The 21,322-nt window shown below is 64.5% G+C and carries 21 protein-coding genes; 12 read left to right on the forward strand and 9 right to left on the reverse strand.

What is annotated here, in order from left to right:
- Window positions 1-153: 153 nt before the first annotated feature.
- The 8 genes from WH303_RS21820 (at window position 154) to WH303_RS21855 (ending at window position 7,443) form a co-directional block, all read left to right on the forward strand.
- On the forward strand, window positions 154-549 hold the full coding sequence (locus WH303_RS21820; RefSeq protein ID WP_021024981.1) for a MerR family transcriptional regulator: 396 nt from the start codon (window positions 154-156) through the stop codon (window positions 547-549).
- A gap of 97 nt (window positions 550-646) precedes the next feature.
- Window positions 647-1,828, forward strand: coding sequence for an isovaleryl-CoA dehydrogenase (locus WH303_RS21825; RefSeq protein ID WP_021024982.1), 1,182 nt, complete (start codon window positions 647-649; stop codon window positions 1,826-1,828).
- Window positions 1,829-1,876: 48 nt separating this feature from the next.
- Window positions 1,877-2,539: a carbonate dehydratase gene (gene can / locus WH303_RS21830; RefSeq protein ID WP_021024983.1), complete on the forward strand. Its 663-nt coding sequence runs from the start codon at window positions 1,877-1,879 to the stop codon at window positions 2,537-2,539.
- A gap of 99 nt (window positions 2,540-2,638) precedes the next feature.
- Entirely contained in the window at window positions 2,639-3,820 is a 1,182-nt protein-coding gene (locus WH303_RS21835) for an acetyl-CoA C-acyltransferase (RefSeq protein ID WP_339521086.1), read from the forward strand.
- A gap of 27 nt (window positions 3,821-3,847) precedes the next feature.
- Entirely contained in the window at window positions 3,848-4,948 is a 1,101-nt protein-coding gene (locus WH303_RS21840) for a hypothetical protein (RefSeq protein WP_339521087.1), read from the forward strand.
- Window positions 4,945-5,568 carry an MSMEG_1061 family FMN-dependent PPOX-type flavoprotein gene (locus WH303_RS21845; protein WP_021024986.1) on the forward strand — a complete coding sequence of 208 codons (624 nt, stop codon included), beginning with the start codon at window positions 4,945-4,947 and terminating at the stop codon, window positions 5,566-5,568. Before WH303_RS21840 ends, WH303_RS21845 begins: the two co-directional genes overlap by 4 nt.
- A gap of 26 nt (window positions 5,569-5,594) precedes the next feature.
- A complete protein-coding gene (locus WH303_RS21850) occupies window positions 5,595-6,263 on the forward strand; it encodes an SDR family oxidoreductase (RefSeq protein ID WP_339521088.1) in 669 nt (222 codons plus the stop codon).
- Between the two features lie 49 nt (window positions 6,264-6,312).
- Window positions 6,313-7,443, forward strand: coding sequence for an acyl-CoA dehydrogenase family protein (locus tag WH303_RS21855; RefSeq protein WP_021024988.1), 1,131 nt, complete (start codon window positions 6,313-6,315; stop codon window positions 7,441-7,443).
- Window positions 7,444-7,509: 66 nt separating this feature from the next.
- Here WH303_RS21855 and WH303_RS21860 read toward each other — a convergent pair whose 3' ends face one another.
- The 9 genes from WH303_RS21860 to WH303_RS21900 form a co-directional block, all read right to left on the reverse strand.
- Window positions 7,510-8,277, reverse strand: a complete 768-nt coding sequence (locus WH303_RS21860; RefSeq protein WP_339521089.1) for a class II glutamine amidotransferase — start codon at window positions 8,275-8,277, stop codon at window positions 7,510-7,512.
- 56 nt (window positions 8,278-8,333) lie between these two features.
- Window positions 8,334-9,800 (reverse strand): DHA2 family efflux MFS transporter permease subunit, encoded by a 1,467-nt coding sequence (locus WH303_RS21865; protein ID WP_339521090.1) that lies wholly within the window; start codon window positions 9,798-9,800, stop codon window positions 8,334-8,336.
- Window positions 9,801-9,905: 105 nt separating this feature from the next.
- Window positions 9,906-10,148 (reverse strand): cysteine-rich CWC family protein, encoded by a 243-nt coding sequence (locus WH303_RS21870; RefSeq protein ID WP_339521091.1) that lies wholly within the window; start codon window positions 10,146-10,148, stop codon window positions 9,906-9,908.
- On the reverse strand, window positions 10,145-11,119 hold the full coding sequence (locus tag WH303_RS21875; RefSeq protein ID WP_339521092.1) for a DHH family phosphoesterase: 975 nt from the start codon (window positions 11,117-11,119) through the stop codon (window positions 10,145-10,147). The genes WH303_RS21870 and WH303_RS21875 overlap by 4 nt, the downstream gene beginning before the upstream one ends.
- A gap of 108 nt (window positions 11,120-11,227) precedes the next feature.
- Window positions 11,228-12,676, reverse strand: a complete 1,449-nt coding sequence (locus WH303_RS21880) for an aldehyde dehydrogenase family protein (RefSeq protein ID WP_339521093.1) — start codon at window positions 12,674-12,676, stop codon at window positions 11,228-11,230.
- Between the two features lie 69 nt (window positions 12,677-12,745).
- On the reverse strand, window positions 12,746-13,732 hold the full coding sequence (locus tag WH303_RS21885; protein WP_339521094.1) for a 2-hydroxyacid dehydrogenase: 987 nt from the start codon (window positions 13,730-13,732) through the stop codon (window positions 12,746-12,748).
- 85 nt (window positions 13,733-13,817) lie between these two features.
- Window positions 13,818-14,726, reverse strand: coding sequence for a 5-dehydro-4-deoxyglucarate dehydratase (gene kdgD / locus WH303_RS21890; protein ID WP_027010435.1), 909 nt, complete (start codon window positions 14,724-14,726; stop codon window positions 13,818-13,820).
- Window positions 14,727-14,787: 61 nt separating this feature from the next.
- Complete coding sequence (locus tag WH303_RS21895; protein ID WP_133855934.1) at window positions 14,788-15,765, reverse strand: Bug family tripartite tricarboxylate transporter substrate binding protein; 978 nt, start codon at window positions 15,763-15,765, stop codon at window positions 14,788-14,790.
- Window positions 15,766-16,006: 241 nt separating this feature from the next.
- On the reverse strand, window positions 16,007-16,789 hold the full coding sequence (locus WH303_RS21900; protein ID WP_339521141.1) for a FadR/GntR family transcriptional regulator: 783 nt from the start codon (window positions 16,787-16,789) through the stop codon (window positions 16,007-16,009).
- A gap of 608 nt (window positions 16,790-17,397) precedes the next feature.
- Here WH303_RS21900 and WH303_RS21905 point away from each other — a divergent pair.
- From WH303_RS21905 to WH303_RS21920, 4 genes are all read left to right on the forward strand, one after another.
- On the forward strand, window positions 17,398-18,291 hold the full coding sequence (locus tag WH303_RS21905) for an amino acid ABC transporter substrate-binding protein (protein ID WP_339521095.1): 894 nt from the start codon (window positions 17,398-17,400) through the stop codon (window positions 18,289-18,291).
- A 72-nt stretch (window positions 18,292-18,363) separates the two neighbouring features.
- Window positions 18,364-19,527, forward strand: coding sequence for a pyridoxal phosphate-dependent aminotransferase (locus WH303_RS21910; protein ID WP_339521096.1), 1,164 nt, complete (start codon window positions 18,364-18,366; stop codon window positions 19,525-19,527).
- Between the two features lie 52 nt (window positions 19,528-19,579).
- Window positions 19,580-20,413 (forward strand): NAD-dependent epimerase/dehydratase family protein, encoded by an 834-nt coding sequence (locus tag WH303_RS21915; RefSeq protein ID WP_312989389.1) that lies wholly within the window; start codon window positions 19,580-19,582, stop codon window positions 20,411-20,413.
- A complete protein-coding gene (locus WH303_RS21920) occupies window positions 20,410-21,318 on the forward strand; it encodes an SMP-30/gluconolactonase/LRE family protein (RefSeq protein ID WP_339521097.1) in 909 nt (302 codons plus the stop codon). The genes WH303_RS21915 and WH303_RS21920 overlap by 4 nt, the downstream gene beginning before the upstream one ends.
- Window positions 21,319-21,322 lie beyond the last annotated feature (4 nt).

Genomic DNA, 21,322 nt, shown 5'->3' on the forward strand with positions numbered 1-21,322 from the left:
TGTGAAAGTAGGTCATCGTCAGGCTTTTATACTGATCAACCCCTCTGCTCTTCCCGAGTAGAGGGGTTTTTCTTTTGGCCGGCACCTGGCGGTGGAGAGCGGCGCATGCCGCATAATGGTCCATCCAGAACAACAAGGGCGTGCAGGGGGACCATGACACCGACTTATTCCATCGGGCAGCTGGCTGCAGAATTTGATCTGACCACCCGGGCCATCCGCTTCTATGAGGACATGGGCCTGTTGCACCCCGAGCGCACCGGCGCCGGCGGCAAGCAGCGCGTCTACTCGGCCAAGGAGCGCACGCGTCTGCGCCTGACCTTGCGCGCCAAGCGCCTGGGGCTGAGCTTGCAGGAAGCCAAGGAAATCATTGACCTCTATGAGTCACCGCGCGATACCGGTGTGCAGCTGAGCCGCTTTATCGAGGTGCTGACGGCGCATCGCCAGCGCCTGCAGACGCAGTTGGCAGATTTGCAGGCCAACTTGGCAGAAATTGATGGGCATATGCAAGAAGCCCATGCTTTGCTCGCAAAGCAGCCGTCAAAAAAATAATATATAGTTGACGTGAACGTAAACGTAATGATGCCGCTCTAGCGCCTTGGCGCGCGCCGGCGGCATCGGGTGCGCCATATAGATAGGAGACAAGACCATGTCCGGATTACCAGGCCTGAATTTCCAGTTGGGTGAGGATATCGACGCCCTGCGCGACGCCGTGCGCGAGTTCGCGCAGGCCGAAATCGCGCCGCGTGCCGCCGAGATCGACCGCAATGACCAGTTCCCGATGGACCTGTGGCGCAAGTTTGGCGACCTGGGCGTCCTGGGCATCACGGTGTCCGAGCAATACGGCGGCGCGGACATGGGCTACCTGGCTCATATGGTGGCGATGGAGGAGATCTCCCGCGCCAGCGCATCAGTGGGCCTGTCCTATGGCGCGCACAGCAACCTCTGCGTGAACCAGATCAACCGCAATGGCAATGAGGCCCAGAAGGCCAAGTACCTGCCCAAGCTGATCAGCGGTGAGCATGTGGGCGCGTTGGCGATGAGCGAGCCGGGTGCCGGCTCCGACGTCATCAGCATGAAGCTCAAGGCCGAAGACAAGGGCGGCTACTACCTGCTCAACGGCAACAAGATGTGGATCACCAACGGCCCGGATGCCGACACCCTGGTGGTGTACGCCAAGACCGAGCCGGAGATGGGCGCGCGGGGCGTGACCGCCTTCCTGATCGAGAAGGGCATGCCCGGCTTTTCGATTGCGCAGAAGCTGGACAAGCTGGGCATGCGCGGCAGCCATACGGGCGAGCTGGTGTTCCAGAACGTTGAAGTACCGGCCGAGAATGTGCTGGGCCAGGTCAATGGCGGCGCCAAGGTGCTGATGAGCGGGCTGGACTACGAACGCGCTGTGCTGACCGGTGGCCCGCTGGGCATCATGCAGTCGGTAATGGACAACGTGGTGCCCTATATCCACGACCGCAAGCAGTTTGGCCAGAGCATTGGTGAGTTCCAGCTCATCCAGGGCAAGGTGGCCGATATGTACACCGTGCTGCAAGCAGGCCGCTCTTTTGCCTATACGGTCGCTAAAAACCTCGATCTGCTCGGAACAGACCATGTTCGCCAAGTGCGCAAGGACTGCGCCAGCGTCATTCTGTGGTGCGCCGAGAAGGCCACCTGGATGGCCGGCGAAGGCGTGCAAATCTATGGCGGCAATGGGTATATCAACGAGTATCCCCTCGGCCGCCTCTGGAGAGATGCGAAACTCTATGAAATTGGCGCCGGCACCAGCGAGATTCGCCGCATGTTGATTGGGCGTGAGCTGTTCGCAGAAACCTGCTGACCGGCTGCGCTGCGCCATCCTGATACCCACACAACAAAGGATAGCCTTATGACTACGACCTCCATCAAAGACCTGTTTGACCACAACCGTTTGTGGGCAGAGCAGATGGAGCGTGACCGCCCCGGGTTCTTCACGGGCCTGATGTCGCAGCAGCACCCCAAGTACATGTGGATCGGTTGTTCGGACAGCCGCGTGCCCGCCAACCAGATCACCGGTCTGGAACCCGGTGAAGTGTTTGTGCACCGCAATGTGGCCAATGTGGTGGTTCCGAGCGATCTGAACTGCCTGTCGACCATCCAGTATTCGGTCGACCAGCTCAAGATCCAGGACCTGATGGTCGTGGGCCACTACGGCTGCGGCGGTGTGCTGGCGGCGCTCGAAGGCCTGCGCCTGGGCCTGGTCGACAACTGGACACGCCACGTGCGCGATGTGCGCGACAAGCACCTGGACCTGCTGCAAAGCCTCTCGCCCCAGCACCGCCATGATGCGCTGTGCGAGCTCAACGCCATCGAGCAGGTGGTGAATGTGGCGCAGAGCACCATCTTGCAGGACGCCTGGACGCGCGGCCAGAAGGTGACCTTGCACGGCTGGTGCTACAGCCTCAAGAACGGCCTGATCACCGACCTGGAGATGACCGTACCAGGCATTGGCGGACTGGCCGAAGTCCACCAGCGCGCCGTGGCCTTGGTGGCCGAACGCAAGCGCGATTAAACCCGCAAGGCAGCCCTGGGCCCAGGGCTGCCTTTTTTACAGCGCGAGCGGGCCCTGAGATGCCTGCCGCAAGACCCCAATTCAATCAGGAGACACCCGATGCATGATCCCGTCGTTATCGTTGGCGCAGCCCGTACCCCCATGGGTGCTTTCATGGGCGATTTTGCCGAGCTCTCGGCCAATGACCTGGGTGGCGCGGCCATCAAGGCTGCGGTGGAGCGCGCGGGTGTCGCCCCTGAAAAAGTGGAAGAAGTGCTGTTTGGCAACTGCCTGATGGCCGGCCAGGGCCAGGCCCCGGCGCGCCAGGCCTTGTTCAAGGGCGGCCTGCCCAAGAGCACCGGCGCCGTGACCCTGTCGAAGATGTGCGGCGCCGGCATGGAAGCCACCATCCTGGCCCATGACCAGCTGGTGGCTGGCAGCCGCGATGTGATGGTGGCCGGTGGCATGGAAAGCATGACCAACGCCCCCTACCTGCTCAAAAAGGGCCGTGGCGGCTACCGCATGGGCCATGACAAGGTGTTCGACCACATGATGCTCGATGGCCTGGAAGACGCCTATGAACCCGGCCGCTCGATGGGCACCTTTGGCGAGGACTGTGCCGCCAAGTACCAGTTCAGCCGCGAGCAGCAGGACCAGTTTGCCATTGCCAGCGTGCAGCGCGCGCAGGCCGCCACCGCGTCCGGCGCCTTCAAGGCCGAGATCACGCCGGTGACCGTGTCCACCCGCAAGGGCGATATCACCGTGACCGAAGACGAGGGCCCCGGCAAGGCGCGGCTGGACAAGATCGCCGCGCTCAAGCCCGCGTTCAAGAAGGATGGCACGATCACGGCGGCGTCGAGCTCCAGCATCAACGATGGCGCAGCGGCCCTGGTGCTGATGCGCGCATCCACCGCCAAGGAGCTGGGCTGCAAGCCGCTGGCCAAGATCGTGGCCCATGCCAGCTATGCGCAAGAGCCCGAGTGGTTCACCACCGCACCGATCGGCGCGACCGAGAAAGCGCTGAAAAAAGCCGGCTGGAAGGTCGAGGATGTGGACCTCTGGGAAATCAACGAAGCCTTTGCCGTGGTGCCGATGGCGCTGATGGCCGACATGAAGGTCTCGCACGACATCGTCAACGTCAACGGCGGCGCCTGCGCGCTGGGCCACCCCATTGGTGCCAGTGGTGCGCGCATTCTGGTGACCTTGCTGCACGCGCTGCAGGCCCGTGGCAAGCGCCGTGGCCTGGCCACCCTGTGCATCGGCGGAGGTGAGGCCACTGCGATGGCGATTGAAATCATGTAGTCTAGTCATCCTGAAAGAGGAGAAACTATGACGAACGAATCGGTGGGCCCCGGCCCGGGGCAGCTGCAAGCGCAGGACATCGAGTCCTTCTGGCAGGAGCTGGTCTACCAAGAGCGCCACCTAGCGCTGTTGCCCAACCAGGCCTTTGTGGCACAGGCCAATGAGATGCTGGCCCGCGTTGCCCCCGATTTGGCGCTGGAGCTGGAGCGCTCCGAAGGCAGCCTGTTTTCGCGCCTGGTGTTCAGTGCCCACGGCAATGTCGACCAGTTCGAGAACCTGATGGCCCTGGTGCGTGCCGCCCCCAGCCTGCCGGGCTACAAGGTGCAGGCCTTCCGCAACCGCAGCCCGATCCAGGATTTCAGCATGGCGATGGAGGGCCTGGAGCTCTCCTGCTCGGACGTGCTGGTGGCCCACTACGATGCCGGCGGCATCGTCGGCCTGGAGCTGGGCTTTGAGAAGATCATTGCGCCCGAGCAGCGCGAGCTGGCCCAGCACATGGCCTTTATCATGCTGGACCATGCGCTGGGTGAATGGGATTTCGCCGTGCGTGTGGGCCCGGTCGAGGTGGTCGATGGCTTTGCGCCCGAGGTCGCAGGTGTCGGCCCGCTGTCCGCTTTTCCTGCGCTGTTCGATGCCTTTTTGCGCGACAGCCTGGGGCGCAGCTACCGCTTCCCCACGGCAGACGACGACCGCTGGAAAATGCTCGAAGCACGCCGCCGCGATGCGGCGGCCGATGCCGTGCCCGATCTGCTGGGCCTGCGCCTGTCGGCCAATGCCGTGGCCACGCGCGCCGATCTGCCCTACTGCCTGCAATGGACCTTGGCGTTTGAAGACGGCGAGAGCCTGGACCAGGCGCGCGATGCGCAAGAAGGCCTGCAAGCAGCGCTCGAGCGCATGGAGACCGGCATTCTGGCCTACACCCGTATTGAAGGCATGCGCGAGCGCAGCGCCTGCTACTACGTCGATGATGCCGCTGCCGCCCAGCAGCTGCTGCAGCAGCAGGCGGTGGCCCTGCCCGGGCGCGTCGAGGTGTCATTCGATCCGTCCTGGGATGCCTACCTGGCCGTGTATGCGGCAGCCGGCGCTGCGGCGGCCGATGCGGACGGTGACGACCCGGAGGCCGCATGATCGAAACGACGGAGCAACTGCGCGCCCTCTACGCCCAGCCCGCCGAGCGCGCGCTGGCCAAGCAGCTTGGCCACCTCGATGCCCACTGCCAGCGCTTTATTGCGCTGTCGCCGCTGTGCGTGGTGGCCACGGCCGGGCAGGCGGCCGAGATGCTCGATGCCTCGCCCCGGGGCGGGCCGCCGGGCTTTGTCAAATGCCAGGGCGCGCAGCATCTGCTGCTGCCCGATGCCGGCGGTAACAACCGGCTCGATTCGCTCAGCAACCTGCTGACCGATGCGCGTATTGCGCTGCTGTTCCTGCTGCCCGGTGTGGATGAGACCTTGCGCGTCAACGGCACCGCAAAGCTGCGCGATGAGGCCCGCTTTATCGATGTGTTTGACGGCGAGCGCCAACGGCCCAAGCTGGTGATCGAGATCGAGGTGCGCGAAGCCTATCTGCACTGCGCCAAGGCCTTGATGCGCTCGCGCCTGTGGCAGGCCGAGGCACAGATTGCGCGCAGCACCCTGCCGACGCTCAACCAGATGATCCATGACCAGATGGGCCTGACTGCGGCGCCCGAGCCGCAGGCGGATATGGTGGCGCGCTACCAGCAGCAGATTCTGCAAGAGCAGGGACAGTGACAACAACCGCCAAGGAGGGCGTGGGAATGGCTGTGATTTTGGTGATTGGCGCCTCGCGCGGCATCGGCCTGGAGCTGGTGCGGGAATATGCGCAGGCCGGCTGGACCGTGCTGGCCACGGTGCGGGATACCGAGGCCCAGGCGCGCCTGCAGGCGCTGGGCGCGCAGGCGTTCCTGGTCGATGTGCTCCAGCCCGAGAGCGTGACCGCGCTGGCAACTGCGTTGGCCGGCCAGCAGATCGATGTGGCGATGTATGTGGCTGGGGTCATCCGCCGGCCCAATGCCCGCGAGGTGCCGACGCAGGCCGATTTTGATGCGGTGATGCACACCAATGTGCTGGGCGCCATGCAGCTGCTGCCGCAGATCGGCCCGATCGTGGAGGCCAGCGGCGGCGTGTTTGCCTTTATCTCGTCGTCGATGTCGCAGATCGAAGGCGTGGACGACAGCTACTCCTGGCTGTACCGCGTCAGCAAGACGGCGCTGAACATGGCGGTGGCCTCGGCCCAGCATGACTACCCAGGCGCGCGCCTGATTACCTTGGACCCGGGCTGGGTGCAGACCGACATGGGTGGGCAAGAAGCGCCCCTGACCGTGCAGCAAAGCGTGAGCGACATGCGCCAGACCCTGGCCTCGGTCACGGAGGCGGACAAGGGGCGCCTGCTGCACCACGATGGCCGCCGCGCCAAGCATTGGTAAGCCCAGCCTGCCAGACCGCGCCAGAACTAGAAAATCCGGAGACCAACCCATGCTTTTGAACGACGACCAGACGATGATCCGCGATGCGGTGCGTGAATTTGCCCAGGCCGAGCTGTGGCCGCACGCTGCGCAGTGGGACCGCGACCATGTGTTCCCCAAGGCGGCCCACCAGGGTCTGGCCCAGCTGGGTGCCTACGGCATCTGCGTGCCCGATGCACTGGGGGGCGCAGGGCTGGACTACATCAGCCTGGCTCTGGTGCTGGAAGAAATCGCCGCTGGCGACGGCGGCACCAGCACCGCCATCAGCGTGACCAACTGCCCCGTCAATGCGATCTTGATGCGCTACGGCAGTGATGCGCAAAAGAAGCAATGGCTGGCCCCTCTGGCGAGGGGCGAGATGCTGGGCGCCTTCTGCCTGACCGAGCCCCATGTGGGCTCGGATGCCAGCGCGCTGCGCACCACCGCCACCAGGCAGGGCGATGCCTATGTGATCAATGGCGTCAAGCAGTTCATCACCAGCGGCAAGAACGGGCAGATGGCGATCGTCATTGCGGTGACCGACAAGGGCGCCGGCAAAAAGGGCATGAGCGCCTTTATTGTGCCCACCGACAACCCGGGCTACCAGGTCGCACGGCTGGAAGACAAGCTCGGCCAGCACAGCAGCGATACCGCGCAGATCAATTTTGAGCACTGCGTGGTGCCGGCCGAGAACCTGATCGGTGCCGAAGGCGAGGGCTACAAGATTGCGCTGGGCGCGCTCGAAGGCGGGCGCATCGGCATTGCCGCGCAAAGCGTGGGTATGGCGCGCAGCGCCTTTGACGTGGCCGTGCAGTACGCCAAGGAGCGCGAGAGCTTTGGCACCGCCATCATCAACCACCAGGCCGTTGGCTTTCGCCTGGCCGAGTGTGCCACGCAGATCGAGGCCGCGCGCCAGCTGATCTGGCATGCCGCCAGCCTGCGCGATGCCGGCCAGCCTTGCCTCAAGGAAGCGGCCATGGCCAAGCTGTTTGCCAGCGAGATGGCCGAGCGCGTCTGCAGCGCCGCCATCCAGACCCTGGGCGGCTATGGCGTCGTCAATGATTTTCCGGTCGAGCGCATCTACCGCGATGTGCGGGTCTGCCAGATCTATGAAGGCACCAGCGATGTGCAGAAGATTCTGATCACCCGCGCGCTGGCCTGAAGACTTTCGCGCAGACGTACCAAAAACAAACCCGGCGCTGCCGGGTTTGTTGGTTTGAACAGGTTCTTAAAGCGCCAGGCGCCGGCCGTCGGCAAACACCATCAGCTCGCCGGGCTGGAAGGGCGTCCACCGCTCGTTGGTGGTCAGCGGCGCGGTCACCACCACGGCCACCCGGTCCTGCGGCGTGGTGCAGGTGGCAAAGTCGATGCTCAGGTCCTCATCGCTCAGCTGGGCCTGGGCAAAGGGATGCGCGCGCTCGGTGTAGCACAGAAAGGTATTGGCATGGGCCCAGAGCGCCTCGCCGTTGGAGAGCAGAAAGTTGAAGGTGCCCTGGGGCGCGATCTGCGCGGCCAGCTCGCGCAAGGTGTGGGTCAGCTCGGCAATGCTGGGCGTGCCGGCATGGGATTTCCACAGCTCCTGCATCAGCCAGCAAAACACATGCTCGCTGTCGGTGTCGCCCACCGGGTGAAAGTGGCTGTGCAGGCGGGGGCGGAAGTCCTTGAGGTCGCCATTGTGGGCAAACACCCAGTTCTTGCCCCAGAGCTCGCGCACAAAGGGGTGGCAGTTTTGCAGCAGCACCCGGCCCTGGGTGGCCTTGCGGATATGCGCAATCACATTGCGGCTGTGGATGGGGTAGCGGCGCACCAGCTCGGCCACGGGCGACTGGACGGCCGGTTGGTGGTCCACCAGCAGGCGCAGGCCGCCTTCTTCAAAAAAGGCAATGCCCCAGCCATCGCTGTGGTGGTCGGTATTGCCCGCCCGCTGCGAAAAGCCGCTGAAGCTGAAGTTGATGTCGGTGGGGGTGTTGCAGTTCATCCCCAGCAGTTGGCACATGGCAAAAACTCTTTGAAAACCGTTGGATGGCCCAGTGTAGACCATTCGCCAGCCGCTCAGGGCTTGGGGGCTGCAGGCGGCTGCAACTGGCGCGCGGCAATGCCGGCCAGCACGCAGACCACGGCCAGCATCAAAAAGGTGTCGCGAAAGCCCGCCACCCGCTCTGCCAGCGCAATGTCGATCGCGGGCGACTGGTTGGCATAGAAGGCCACGCGCCACTCCAGAAAGATGCCGCAGAGGCTGACCCCGGCGGCGCCGCCGAGCATGCGCAGAAAGCTGAAGCTGCTCGATCCCTGCGAGATCAGGCTCTTGTCCAGCGGCCGCATGCTGCCCAGCGTGAGCGAGGGGAGGATAAAGCCCAGGCCGACGCGGCCCAGCACCGTGTAGCCGATCAGCAGCCACAGCGGCGAGCCCGGCTGTAGCACACCCGTGAGCACAAAGGACAGCGCGAGCAGCGACAGGCCGCCGATCACCAGCCAGTGCACGGGGGTGCGGTCGGCCATGCGGCCAGCCAGCGCGATGACGCCGCCCAGCACCAGGCCGGCGGGCAGCATCGTGGTGCCGACCACCGAGGCCGAGTAGGACAGCCCCAGCTGCATGAACACCGGCAGCAAGTAGGTGGAGACAAACAAGGCCACGCCATAGATAAAGGCCACAATGCAGCCGGCCGCAAAAGGCTTGCAGGCAAACAGGCGCAGGTCCATCAGCGGCTTGCCGCCCTGGGCCAGCAGGCGCCGCTGCCAGGCGATGAACGCGGGCAGGCAGACCAGTGCAATGGCCAGCAGCACGGCGCTTTGCTGCCAGCCCGTGCCATGCAGCGCCACCAGGCCATTGAGCAGGCAGACGGTGCCGGTGGTCGCAATGGCCAGGCCCAGCCAGTCCAGGCTTTTGCCATGGCGGTCGGCGGCTGCGCCACCCGGCGCATTGACGGGCACAAACTTCAGCCCCAGCCAGACCGAGGCCAGGCACAGCGGCACCACCATGAAGAACACCGAACGCCAGCCCATCCAGTCGACCAGCAGGCCGCCCACGCTGGGGCCGATGGCCGGCGCCAGCACGATGCCCATGCCAAACAGGCCATTGGCGCGGCCCTGCTCATGGGCGGCAAAGGCATGCAGGATGATGATGGCCGGAATCGGCTGGATCACGCCGGCCGCCAGGCCTTCGACGACGCGCGCCACCAGCACCAGGTTGTAGTCGCTGCTAAAACCCCCGCCAATGCCCCCCAGCATCAGCAGCAGCACGGCGCCCAGGTAGGTGTTGCGGTAGCCGTAGCGCGACAGCAGCCAGGGCGTGGTCAGCATCGCCACCGTCGTGGCCACCATGAAGGACGAGGTCACCCATTGCGCGCGCGACTGGCCCAGCTGGAAGTGCAGGCTCATCGCCGGGATGGCGACATTGAAGATGGTCGAGGAGATGATCGAGGCCATCGTGCCCACCATGACGCTGAACAGCAGGTACCAGCGAAAGCGGTCCCCATAGAGGCTGCGCAGATCCTGGGAGGTGTGGTGTCTTATCTGCATGGCGTGGGCTGGGCGGATGGGGCGCGTGTGGCGAGGGGCCTGGTGGGGCGGCTGCAGGCAGGCCGACCCCGGGCGTTTGATGATGATCGGTAGCGCTGGGGCTTGTCAGTCACCCCGGTGGGGGCGGGCGCCGGGATCAGGCTGCGCACGGCCACAGGCCGGGCAGATGCAGCGCTGGCCGCGCTCGGCAGGGGCCAGGCGCTGCAAGGCCTGGGGATCAATATCGGCGGTCATGCACCAGCACTGGGCAGCGGGCAGGCCCTGGGCCACCGCGCAGCCATTGCTCTGGCCGCACAGGGGGCATTGCTGCGCCCAGGTGCTGCTGCCTGTGCGGGTGGCAGGCATCATGGCGTGCCGGTTGGCGCCGGTGTAGGGGCGGGGCGCGATGGCGGCAGTGCGTCTTCAGGCCGGGCGGTCAGCGTGCCTGCCAGCAGCTCGGGGATGCGCTCCACCCCCATGCGGAAACCGCAGGCCTGGGCATGGCCGCCGCCGCCCATGCTTTCGGCCAGCGGGATGCAGTTGAAATCCGAGCGCGAGCGCAGGCCGCATTTGGCGCCCTTGGGGCTGGCGCTCCACATCAGCGCAAAGCTGCCGCTTTGCTTGGCGAGGATGTCGCCCACCTGGCTGTGGAACATGCCCGGGGCATTGACCATCAGGCCGGCCACGCCGTTGAACACCAGCGGCTGCGCGCCTTCGGCGATATCGCTGCAGAGCTTGAGGTATTTCTCATCCATCGCGCCGCCACGGGCCATGAAGGCGCTCAGCTGCTCGGGGCTGAAGGCCGCAATCTCGGCCCAGCGCTCAAAGCTGCGCGGCTCCATGTCCAGCGCGGCCAAAAAGGCCCCACTCTCGGGGTACTGCCAGCGCCAGATGTCGCGGTCTTCGATGTGCAGCACCAGCGCGGGGATCGGGTCTTTGGGGAAGAAGAACTCCCAGGCCAGGCGCGCGCCGGACTTGTTCATGTCGAAATGCACGACGCCGCAGGTGCATTGGTAGCCATTGAGCTTCTCGGCCGCGCTCTTGTGGTGGTCCAGCAGCACCAGCTTGTGCGCCTGGGCCTCGATGGCTGCCAGCAGCTCGGGGCCAAAGGCAAAGTCCAGGATGTAGATCGTGCGGCCAGCCAGTGGGCCCAGGTCGTCCACGGTCTGGATTTCGCCATGGTCCAGGCCGCGAAACTCTGCATTGCCGGAGAAGAACAGCCAGGCCGCCAGCGCCGCGCCATAGCCATCGGGGCAGTTGCGGCCGTGGTAGAGGATGAGGGGCTGGGGATCGTGGATGTCGGCCGTCACCGGCAGCGAGAGGTCAGGCAGAAGTTTCATCCTGCCATTTTCCGCCAAGCGTATTACCTGAGAGCGACCAAGTACTGCGCGGGCATCCAGGGGAGTACCGCTGGATGCCCGCAAAGCGCCCGTTGCAGGCGCAGACGTTCAAGCCAGCGTATAGGCGGTCTTCACCGTGGTGTAGAACTCCTGCGCATAGCGGCCTTGCTCGCGCGGGCCGTAGCTCGATCCCTTGCGGCCGCCAAACGGCACATGGTAGTCCACGCCGGCGGTGGGCAGGTTCACCATCACCATGCCGGCCTGGGCATGGCGCTTGAAGTGGCTGGCGTACTTCAGGCTGGTGGTGGCAATGCCGGCAGACAGGCCAAAGGCGGTGTCGTTGGCGACGGCCAGCGCCTCTTCATAGTCCTGCACACGGATCACGCTGGCGACGGGTCCAAACACCTCTTCGCGGTTGATGCGCATCTGCGGCGTGCTGTCCACCAGCAAGGCGGGTTGCATGAAAAAGCCTTCCTTGCCGCTGCCGGTGTGGCAGGCAATGCGGCTGCCGCCGGTGGCCAGCACGGCGCCTTCGGCCTTGGCGATTTCCACATAGCTCAGGTCCTGCTCCAGCTGGGCCTGGCTTACGACGGGGCCGATATCGGTGCCGGCGGCGCGCGCATCGCCCACCTTGATCTTGGCCATGCGCTCTTGCAGCGCCTGCACAAAGGCGGGGTAGATCTTGTCGGTGACGATCAGGCGGCTCGATGCGGTGCAACGCTGGCCGGTCGAATAAAAGCAGCTCTGGGCCGACAGCTCCACGGCCTGGGCCAGGTCGGCATCGTCCAGCACCACCTGCGGGTTCTTGCCACCCATCTCCAGCTGTACCTTTTTGCCCGATTTGACGCAGGCCTCGGCAATGCCCCGGCCCACACCGACCGAGCCGGTAAAGCTGATCGCGGCCACATCGGGGTGCTGTACTAATGCATCGCCAATGATGCGGCCCCTGCCCATCACCAGGTTGAAGACGCCAGCGGGGATGCCGCTGCGGTGGATGATGTCGGCCAGCGCCCAGGCGCTGCCGGGCACCAGGTCGGCGGGCTTGATCACCACGCAGTTGCCAAAGGCGAGCGCCGGTGCAATCTTCCAGGCCGGAATCGCGATGGGGAAGTTCCAGGGGGTGATCAGGCCCACCACACCGATGGGCTCGCGCGTAATTTCCACGCCAATGCCGGGGCGCACCGACGGCAGGCTCTCACCAGCCAGGCGCAGGCATTCACCGGCAAAGAACTTGAAGATCTGGCCGGCGCGGGCCACTTCGCCAATGGCCTCGGGCCGGGTCTTGCCTTCTTCGCGCGCCAGCAGGTCGCCCAGTTCGTCCTTGCGCGCCAGGATCTCATTGCCGATCTTGTCGAGCGCATCATGGCGCGCCTGGATGCCCGAGACGCTCCAGGCCGGGAAGGCCGCCGTGGCCGCTGCCACTGCGGCATCCACATCGCTGGCATCGCCCTGCGCATACTGGCCGATCACGTCGGACAGGTCGCTGGGGTTGGTGTTGGGCGAGGTGGTCTTGCCGGGTGTCCAGCTGCCGTTGATAAGGTTGTTGTGTGTCGTCATAGGCTTGCCAGGCGGTTGGGGCCTGGTCTCTAAAAATGGGTGGATGGTGAGGTGGTCTTCAAAACGTTCTCAAGCAGCGCGGGCCAGGGCTGCCGCCTGGGACCAGGGCACTTCCTGCAGCGGCTGGCCATTGGCGATCAGGCTGCGCAGGTTGGCCAGTACCAGATCGGCCATGGCGCGGCGAGTCTCCTGCGTGCCGCTGGCGATATGCGGTGCCAGCACCACGTTGTCTTGCTGCAGCAGGCCGGGCAGGGGACGGGGCTCGTCTTCGAACACATCGAGGCCGGCGCCGGCAATGCGTTGGTGCTGCAGCGCGTCCAGCAAGGCCGCTTCATCGACCACGCTGCCGCGCGCCACATTGATCAGAAAGCCCTGCGGGCCCAGCGCTTGCAGCACCTGGGCATTGACCAGGTGGCGGGTGTCGTCGCCACCGGCGGCGGTGATGACCAGAAAGTCGCACCACTGGGCCAGATCCTGCAGCGATGCCATGTAACGGTGCGGCGAATCGCTGACCGGGCGGCGGTTGTGGTAGGCCACCTCCATGTCAAAACCGCTGGCGCGGCGCGCCACCTGGCGGCCAATGCGGCCCATGCCCAGGATGCCCAGACGCTTGCCCGAGGCACGGGTGTAGACGCCAAAGCGTTCGGTAGGCCACAGGCCCGCGCGCACAAAGCGGTCGGCCGCTGCCAGGCGGCGGGCGCTGTCCAGCAGCAGCGCAAAGGCCAGGTCGGCCACGCAGTCGTCCAGCACGCCGGGCGTGTAGCCCACGCGCGCGGACTGGGCGAGGATGGACTGCTGGTCCAGCGCATCAAAGCCCACACCAAAACTGCTGATGCCGCGCAGTGCCGGCAAGGCCTGGATCACCGAGGCCGATGCGCCCATGCTGGCTGATGTGACCAGGTAGGCAAACTCCGAACCGTGGTCAGCCAGGAACTGCTGCGGGTCCGCTTGTGCGCTCAGCACGGTGGTATCGAATTCCTGGGCCAGATCGGCATCAAGCGCGGGCAGCGGCATCTTGCCCATTTGCAGCACGCGCGGGCGTTGGGTGGCAGTCATGTGTGGAGGGGGCTTTAAACGGAAGGAGCCCGGCGCCCCAGCGGCGTAGTGCAGCTGGGGAGCCGGGCTGGTTAGGCGAGGTCGATCAGGCTTCAACCTTCTTGATCAGTGCTGCCAGCATATCGACTTCCTCGGGCTTGAGGTCAGCCAGCGGTGCGCGCACCGGACCGGCATCGTGGCCCACCAGCTTGGCGCCGGCCTTGATGATGGACACGGCGTAGCCAGCGCTGCGGTTGCGGATTTTCAGGTAGGGCATGAAGAAGTCCTTGAGCAGCTGGTGCTGGGTGGCGTGGTCATCGGTGCGCACGGCTTCGTAGAAGCGGATGGCGGTCTTGGGGATGAAGTTGAACACGGCAGATGAGTACACGGGCGTGCCCAGTGCCTTGTAGGCGGCGGCATAGACTTCGGCGGTCGGCAGGCCACCCAGGTAGGCCAGGCGGTCACCCATGGTCAGGTACATGGCCGACATGGCTTCGATGTCGCCCACGCCGTCCTTGAAGCCCACCAGGTTGGGGTTGCGTTCGCAGAGCTTGGCAACGGTCTCGGGGGTAAAGCGGCTCACGCCCCGGTTGTAGATGATGACGCCGAACTTCACGCTCTTGCACACGGCTTCGACGTGGGCGGCCAGGCCTTCCTGGCTGGCTTCGGTCATGTAGTGGGGCATCAGCAGGATGCCGTGGGCGCCAGCGGCTTCAGCAGCCTGTGCGCACTGGATCGCAAAGCGGGTCGGGCCGCCTGCACCGGCGATGATCGGCACCTTGCCCTTGCAGGTGTCCACGGCGGTCTTGATGATGGCGGGGTACTCTTCGGCGGTCAACGAGAAGAACTCACCGGTGCCGCCGGCGGCGAACAGTGCGCTGGCGCCAAACGGGGCCAGCCATTCCAGGCGCTCGGCATAGCCCTTGGCATTGAAGTTGCCTTGTGCATCGAAGTCGGTGACGGGGAAGGACAGCAGTCCGGAACTCATCACGTTCTTCACATCCTGGGGGCTCATGGTGCTCATATCAAACTTTCAAAGAAAAGAGAGGGAATCGACAGTGCCAAATCCGGGCGGCTCAATCGAGCTGCAGATTGGCGGTTTGAACGACCGTGCGCCAGCGCTGGCGTTCGGCCTTGAAAAATTGGTCGGTCTCGACCGGCGTCATCGTGACCACCTCGGCGCCCTGGCCGGTCAGGCGCGAGCGCACCTCGGGCGAGCGGATGGCGGTCAGCAAAGCCTGGTTGACCTTCTGAATGATCGCTTCGGGTGTCTTTGCCGGCAGGACCACGCCTTGCCAGGTGCCCGAAGCAAAGCCGGCTGCGCCTTGTTCGGCCAGGGTCGGCACATCGGCGATCAGCGGCATGCGGGTGTTCTTGGAAATGCCCAGCAGCTTCAACTTGCCGCTTTGCACATGGGGGTAGGTGGCCAGCATGCCGTTCATCAGCACCTGGGTCTGGCCGGCCACCGTGTCCTGCACCGATTGCACGCCACCCTTGTAGGGCACATAGACCCACTTGGCGCCCGTCAGCCGGGCCAGTTCCACACCGGCCAGGTGCGGCGCGCTGCCGGTGGCCGTGACGGCAAAGTTCAGGTCCTGCTTCTTGGACAGCGCCACCAGCTCTTGCAGGTTGTTGGCCTGCACCGAGGGGTGCACCACCAGCATGTGCGGCGAGTAGGCCAGCATGGCGGCGCCACGCAGGTCCTTGCTCGGGTCAAAACTCAGCTTGGTATAGATGGATGGCGAGATCGCGAGCGCTCCCAGGTCGCAGAGCAGCCAGGTATAGCCATCGGGCTGGGCGCGGGCGACAAACTCTGCCCCCAGATTGCCGTTGGCACCGGGCTTGTTGTCGATCACCACCGTCTGCTTGAGCTCTTGCGAGATCAGCTGGCCAATCGAGCGGGCAATGATGTCCGAGCTGCCGCCGGGTGGGTAGGGAACGATCAGCCGGATCGGCTTGCTCGGCCAGGCATCGGCCGCCAACAGCGGAGTCGATAACAAGCTACCGGCAGCCAGGGCCAGCGCTGAATAGATCAGGTGCGAACGGCGATGCATATGTCTCTGTCTCCTTTTTAGATATAAGACATCATACAACTCAAAATGCAGATCGCCAAGTATTGCTTGACTAGGGGAAACGCTTGGCTGGGAGTTGGGGCCGGGATTCAGGCTGTTTTTCGCGGCCTTGGCGCGGGTGCTTTGGCAGGCCCGGTGATGCGCCAGGGCGGCGTGGCTGGCGCTTTTGTGGGCGGTGTTGAGCGGGTGATGGCAGCAGCCCGGCGCAGGGCTGCTGCGCGGCTTAGCGCTTGCTGTCCGGCGTGCCGGCTGCTTGCTGCTCCTGGGCCAGGCGCTGGGCCAGGCGCAGTCGTTCGCGCGAGTTGGTCAGGTGGATGCGCATGGCGGCGCGGGCTGAGTCCGCATCCTGGCGCTCGATCGCAGAGAAGATTTCTTCATGCTCGCGGTTCACGCGCTTGAGGTAGTCCGGGTCGCGCGTGGGGATGTGGATCGAGGCAATCCGGTTGCGCGGAATCAACATGGAGCCAAAGTGCTGCAGGATCTCCTGGAAGTAGCGGTTGCCCGTCGCCTTGGCAATGCTGAGGTGAAAGTCCAGGTCATGGCTCACCGTCTCGCGGCCCAGCGCAAAGTTCTGCTCAAAGGCCTGCAGCGCAGTGCGCATCGCGCGCAGATGCGGCTCCTGGCGCCGGGTCGCTGCCAGGCCCGCCGCCTCGGTCTCCAGGCTGATGCGCAGCTCCAGCACCGCCAGCACGTCGACCGATTCACTCAGCTCATGGGCGCTCAGCACCATGCCCGGTGTGCTGCGCGCGGGCAGCACAAAGGTGCCGATGCCGTGCTTGGTCTCGACTAGGCCCGAGGCTTGCAGCTTGGACAGCGCCTCGCGCACCACCGTGCGGCTGACGTCATAGCTGCGCACCAGTTCGGTCTCGGTGGGCAGCTTGTCGCCCTCTTGCAACAGGCCTTGGCGGATCTTGTTTTCAAACTCTTCCGACAGCAAGTTGGCCAGGCTGCGGCTGCCTTTGGCGGCGCGGCTGCCGCGCAGGCTGGCGGCGGAGTCGGCAGCCATCGATGGGGTGGCGGAGAGTTCCGAAGGGCTTTTAAGCATGGCTGTGATCCGGCTGAAGGTGGGTCAAGCAGCTGCCTTGCGGGGTGTGGCAACCGTGCAAAGTGGCATCCTGGCTGGATGCCATTGACGGGGATGCGGTTGATTCCGAGGGGCTTTTAAGCATGGCTGTGATCCGGCAGAACGTGGGCCTGGCCTTTGGCTTTTGCGGCACGGCAACCGTAGCAAATGGCATCTGGGGCGGATGCCATTGACGGGGATGCAGGTGATTCCGAGGGGCTTTTAAGCATGGCTGTGATCCGGCAGAACGTGGGTCTGGCCGTTGGCATTCGCGGCACGGCAACCGTAGCAAATGGCATCTGGGGCGGATGCCATTGACGGGGATGCAGGTGATTCCGAGGGGCTTTTAAGCATGGCTGTGATCCGGCAGAACGTGGGTCTGGCCGTTGGCATTCGCGGCACGGCAACCGTAGCAAATGGCATCCGGGGCGGATGCCATTGACGGGGATGCGGGTAATTCCGAGGGGCTTTTAAGCATAGCTGTGATCATAATTCACACCTGTCGTCAGACAACACATGACTGATGCCTTGTTGTAACCTACTTTCCAATCATGCTCAAGCTTTTCTCGAAAACCACCGTATGTGCCGTCACTCTGCTGGCTGCTTCCCTGGCGCAAGCACAGACCTCCACGCTGGAGAAGATCAAGCAAAACGGCGCGATCACCATCGGTGCGCGCGACATGTCCGTGCCCTTCAGCTACAAGGTCAATGGCAATGCGGACCCCATCGGCATGATCAATGACATCTGCCTGAAGGTCGCAGAGGCGGCGCAAAAGGCGGCCGGCTTGCAGAAGATGGAAATCAAGTACCTGATCACCACGCCCACCAGCCGCATTCCGCTGATCCAGAACAACACTGTCGATCTGGACTGCACGCCGGTGACCAACACCGTCGCGCGCCAGGAGCAGGTCTCCTTCTCGCCGAGCTACTTCTCGGCCAACGTGACCCTGGCCGTGCGCAAGGACTCGGCAGTCAAGGGCATTGCCGATCTGCAAAACCGCAATGTGGCCACGGTGACCGGCACCACCTCGATCCAGCTGCTGCGCGCCTACAAGAAGGCCCAGAACGTGAAGTTCAACGAGGTCTATGGCAAGGACCCGTCCGAAGCCTTTGTGATGTTTGAATCGGGCAAGGCGGACGCCTTTGTGCTCGATGACGTGCAACTGGCCAGCTTTATCGCCACCTCGCCCCAGCGCGACCAGTACGTGATCCTGAACGAGCCGCTGCGCACCGAGCCCTATGGCGTGATGCTGCGCAAGGATGACCCGACGTTCAAGAAGCTGGTCGATGACACCGTCTACGCGATGATCAAGTCCGGCGAGATGGAAGCGCTCTACCAGAAGTGGTTCATGACCACGATCCCACCGCGCAACGTGAACATCAACTTCCCGCTCAGCGATTCGATCAAGGCGCTCTACGCCAACCCCAATGACAAGGGCATCTAAGAGACACCGAGCGATTGCGAATTTATGTTGAAGCTAAGTCAAAAAGTCGAGAGCCTGCCATCGTCGCCGAGCATGGCGATTTCCTCGCAGGCCAAGAAGATGAAGTCCGAAGGCATCGATGTCATCGACCTGAGCATTGGTGAGCCCGATTTCAATACGCCCGAGCACATCATCGATGCAGCGATGGCGGCGGCCAAGGCCGGTGCCACCAAGTACACGGTGCCGGCCGGCACCGAGAGCCTGCGCAAGGCGATTGCGCAGAAGTTCAAGCAGGACAACGAACTCGACTACTCCGTGGCCGAGATCACCACCGGTGTCGGCGCCAAGCAGCTGATCTTCAATGCCTTCATGGCAACCCTGGAGAGCGGCGATGAGGTCGTGGTGCCCACGCCTTGCTGGGTGTCCTATGGCGACATCGTGGCGCTGCATGGCGGCGTGCCGGTCTATGTGCCTTGCTCCGAGGCAGTGGGCTTCAAGCTCACGCCCGAGGCCCTGCGCCAGAGCATCACAGCTAAGACCCGCTGGTTGATCATCAACAGCCCTGGCAACCCCACCGGCGCGGTCTACAGCCGCGCCGAGCTGCAGGCGCTGGGCGAGGTGCTCAAGGACTTCCCCGATGTGCTGGTCATGTCCGACGAGATCTACGAGCACATCATCCTGACCGGTGTGCCCTTTGTCTCGTTCGCCCAGGCCTGTCCTTATCTGAAGGACCGCATGCTGATCATCAACGGCGTCTCCAAGTCGTACGCGATGACCGGCTGGCGCATTGGCTATGCGGCAGGCCCCGAGAAGTTGATTGGCGGCATGAACAAGCTCGAATCGCAAAGCTGCACCAGCGCCACCTCGGTGGCACAGGCCGCTGCGCAAGCAGCCTTGCTGGGCGACCAGGACTGCGTGCGCCAGGCGCGCCAGACCTTTGTGGACCGGCTCGAGACAATCCGCCGCGAGCTGGCCATCGTGCCTGAGCTGACCCTGTCGTCGGTGCCCGATGGCGCCTTCTACCTGTTCCTCGGCTGCCAGAGCCTGATCGGCCGCCGCACGGCCGACGGCAAGGTGCTGGACAGCGATGCTGCCGTGTCGGGCTTCCTGCTCAACGCCGCCAAGGTGGCGACCGTGCCGGGCGCTGCCTTTGGCATGTCGCCTTATGTTCGTCTGTCGTTCGCCACCGACCCCGCGCTGGTGGTGAAGGCACTGAAGAACATCCGTTCTGCCATTGACGGCCTGGCACAAGGCTGAGCACCCAAGGCGCTTTTCATAAGCGCCTTTTTTTATGGAAAAGGAGCAGCAGATGCAGGCACAAACTCCCCCACTGCAACGCTTGCTGTTGACTGGTGCTGCCGGCGGCCTGGGCCAGGTGCTGCGCCAGCGTCTGCGTGGCCTGGCGCCCGTCTTGCGCGTGTCCGACATCGCCGGCATGGGCGCGCCACGGGATGCACAAGAAGAAGTCAACACCTGCGACCTGGCCGACAAGCAGGCGGTCGATGCGATGGTGGCCGGTTGCGACGCCATCGTGCACCTGGGCGGTGTGTCGGTGGAGCGGCCTTTTGAAGAGGTGCTGGAGGCCAATATCAAAGGCATCTTCCACCTCTACGAGGCCGCGCGCCGCCACGGCGTGAAGCGCATTGTGTTTGCCAGCTCCAACCATGTGATCGGCTTTTACCAGCAAAGCGAGAAGATCGACGCCAACGCGCGCCGCCGACCCGATGGCTACTACGGCCTGTCCAAGTCCTTTGGCGAGGACATGGCGAGTTTCTACTTTGACCGCTATGGCATCGAGACGGTGAGCATACGCATTGGCTCGTCCTTCCCCGCGCCCAAGGACCGGCGCATGATGCACAGCTGGCTGAGCTATGACGACCTGGTGCAGCTGGTCGAGAAAAGCCTGTTCACCCCGAACGTCGGCCATACCGTCGTCTACGGCGCATCGGCCAACCGCGATCTCTGGTGGGACAACCATGCCGCCGCCCACCTGGGCTTTGTGCCCAAGGACAGCTCCGAGCCCTGGCGCGCCCAGGTGGAGGCACAACCCGCCCCTGCGGCCAACGACCCGGTCGCCGTCTACCAGGGCGGCGCCTTCACCGCCCAAGGCCCCTTTGGCGATGCGCCGGAGCAGCCTGCATGACAGCCGCTGAGCTGGTGCTCGACGCCCGCAACGCCACCGGCGAAAGCCCTGTGTGGCGTGCGCAGGAGGCTGCGCTGTACTGGGCCGACATACCGTGCGGCCTGCTGCAGCGCTGGCAGCCCGGGCAGCGCAGCGCCACGCAGTGGCAGCTGCCGCAGATGCTGGCCTGCATGGCCGCCTGGCAGGGCGAGCCGCGCAGCTGGATTGCCGGCTTGGAAGACGGCATTTACCAGGTGACCTTGGGCGATGGTGAGGCGCACACCCAACCACTGGCTGCCGTCGACCACGCGATGCCGGGCATGCGCTTTAACGATGGCCGCTGCGACCGCCAGGGCCGCTTTGTGGCCGGCACCATGCTGATGGACATGGCGGCTGCGCAGCCGGTGGGCAAGCTCTACCGCTTGGGGGCAGAGGACATGGCGGCAGGCGGCGCGCAGGACCTGCAGCTGGGCCCGCTGATCACGCCCAACGGCCTGGCCTTCAGCCCCGATGGCCGGACCATGTACCTGTCGGATTCGCACCCCAGTAGCCAGCAGATCTGGGCCTTTGACTACGACACGGGCAGCGGCACGCCCCACAACCGCCGCCTGTTTGTCGATATGAAAATTCTGCCGGGCCGGCCCGATGGCGCGGCCATCGATGTGGACGGCTGCTACTGGATCTGCGGCAATGACGCCGGCCTGGTGCACCGCTTCCGGCCCGATGGGCAGCTGGACCGCTCGCTGGCGCTGCCGGTCAAAAAGCCGGCGATGTGCGCCTTTGGCGGACCTGCGCTGGATGTGCTCTATGTCACATCGATTCGGCCCGACGGTATCGATCTGTCGGACCAACCGCTGGCCGGTGGCGTGTTTGCGCTGCGCCCAGGCGTTTCAGGAATGGAGGAGACGGAATTTCGGCCCCTGTAAACAG

The organism is Comamonas sp. MYb69 (genome assembly GCF_037479315.1).
In the GTDB taxonomy this organism is placed as follows: Bacteria; Pseudomonadota; Gammaproteobacteria; order Burkholderiales; family Burkholderiaceae_C; genus Comamonas.

Bases quoted from the DNA above. Each gene is read 5' to 3' on its own strand.
- WH303_RS21820 (WP_021024981.1), top strand. From the start codon at position 154: ATGACACCGACTTATTCCATCGGGCAGCTGGCTGCAGAATTTGATCTG.
- WH303_RS21825 (WP_021024982.1), top strand. From the start codon at position 647: ATGTCCGGATTACCAGGCCTGAATTTCCAGTTGGGTGAGGATATCGAC.
- can (WP_021024983.1), top strand. From the start codon at position 1,877: ATGACTACGACCTCCATCAAAGACCTGTTTGACCACAACCGTTTGTGG.
- WH303_RS21835 (WP_339521086.1), top strand. From the start codon at position 2,639: ATGCATGATCCCGTCGTTATCGTTGGCGCAGCCCGTACCCCCATGGGT.
- WH303_RS21840 (WP_339521087.1), top strand. From the start codon at position 3,848: ATGACGAACGAATCGGTGGGCCCCGGCCCGGGGCAGCTGCAAGCGCAG.
- WH303_RS21845 (WP_021024986.1), top strand. From the start codon at position 4,945: ATGATCGAAACGACGGAGCAACTGCGCGCCCTCTACGCCCAGCCCGCC.
- WH303_RS21850 (WP_339521088.1), top strand. From the start codon at position 5,595: ATGGCTGTGATTTTGGTGATTGGCGCCTCGCGCGGCATCGGCCTGGAG.
- WH303_RS21855 (WP_021024988.1), top strand. From the start codon at position 6,313: ATGCTTTTGAACGACGACCAGACGATGATCCGCGATGCGGTGCGTGAA.
- WH303_RS21860 (WP_339521089.1), bottom strand. From the start codon at position 8,277: ATGTGCCAACTGCTGGGGATGAACTGCAACACCCCCACCGACATCAAC.
- WH303_RS21865 (WP_339521090.1), bottom strand. From the start codon at position 9,800: ATGCAGATAAGACACCACACCTCCCAGGATCTGCGCAGCCTCTATGGG.
- WH303_RS21870 (WP_339521091.1), bottom strand. From the start codon at position 10,148: ATGATGCCTGCCACCCGCACAGGCAGCAGCACCTGGGCGCAGCAATGC.
- WH303_RS21875 (WP_339521092.1), bottom strand. From the start codon at position 11,119: ATGAAACTTCTGCCTGACCTCTCGCTGCCGGTGACGGCCGACATCCAC.
- WH303_RS21880 (WP_339521093.1), bottom strand. From the start codon at position 12,676: ATGACGACACACAACAACCTTATCAACGGCAGCTGGACACCCGGCAAG.
- WH303_RS21885 (WP_339521094.1), bottom strand. From the start codon at position 13,732: ATGACTGCCACCCAACGCCCGCGCGTGCTGCAAATGGGCAAGATGCCG.
- kdgD (WP_027010435.1), bottom strand. From the start codon at position 14,726: ATGAGCCCCCAGGATGTGAAGAACGTGATGAGTTCCGGACTGCTGTCC.
- WH303_RS21895 (WP_133855934.1), bottom strand. From the start codon at position 15,765: ATGCATCGCCGTTCGCACCTGATCTATTCAGCGCTGGCCCTGGCTGCC.
- WH303_RS21900 (WP_339521141.1), bottom strand. From the start codon at position 16,789: ATGGCTGCCGACTCCGCCGCCAGCCTGCGCGGCAGCCGCGCCGCCAAA.
- WH303_RS21905 (WP_339521095.1), top strand. From the start codon at position 17,398: ATGCTCAAGCTTTTCTCGAAAACCACCGTATGTGCCGTCACTCTGCTG.
- WH303_RS21910 (WP_339521096.1), top strand. From the start codon at position 18,364: ATGGCGATTTCCTCGCAGGCCAAGAAGATGAAGTCCGAAGGCATCGAT.
- WH303_RS21915 (WP_312989389.1), top strand. From the start codon at position 19,580: ATGCAGGCACAAACTCCCCCACTGCAACGCTTGCTGTTGACTGGTGCT.
- WH303_RS21920 (WP_339521097.1), top strand. From the start codon at position 20,410: ATGACAGCCGCTGAGCTGGTGCTCGACGCCCGCAACGCCACCGGCGAA.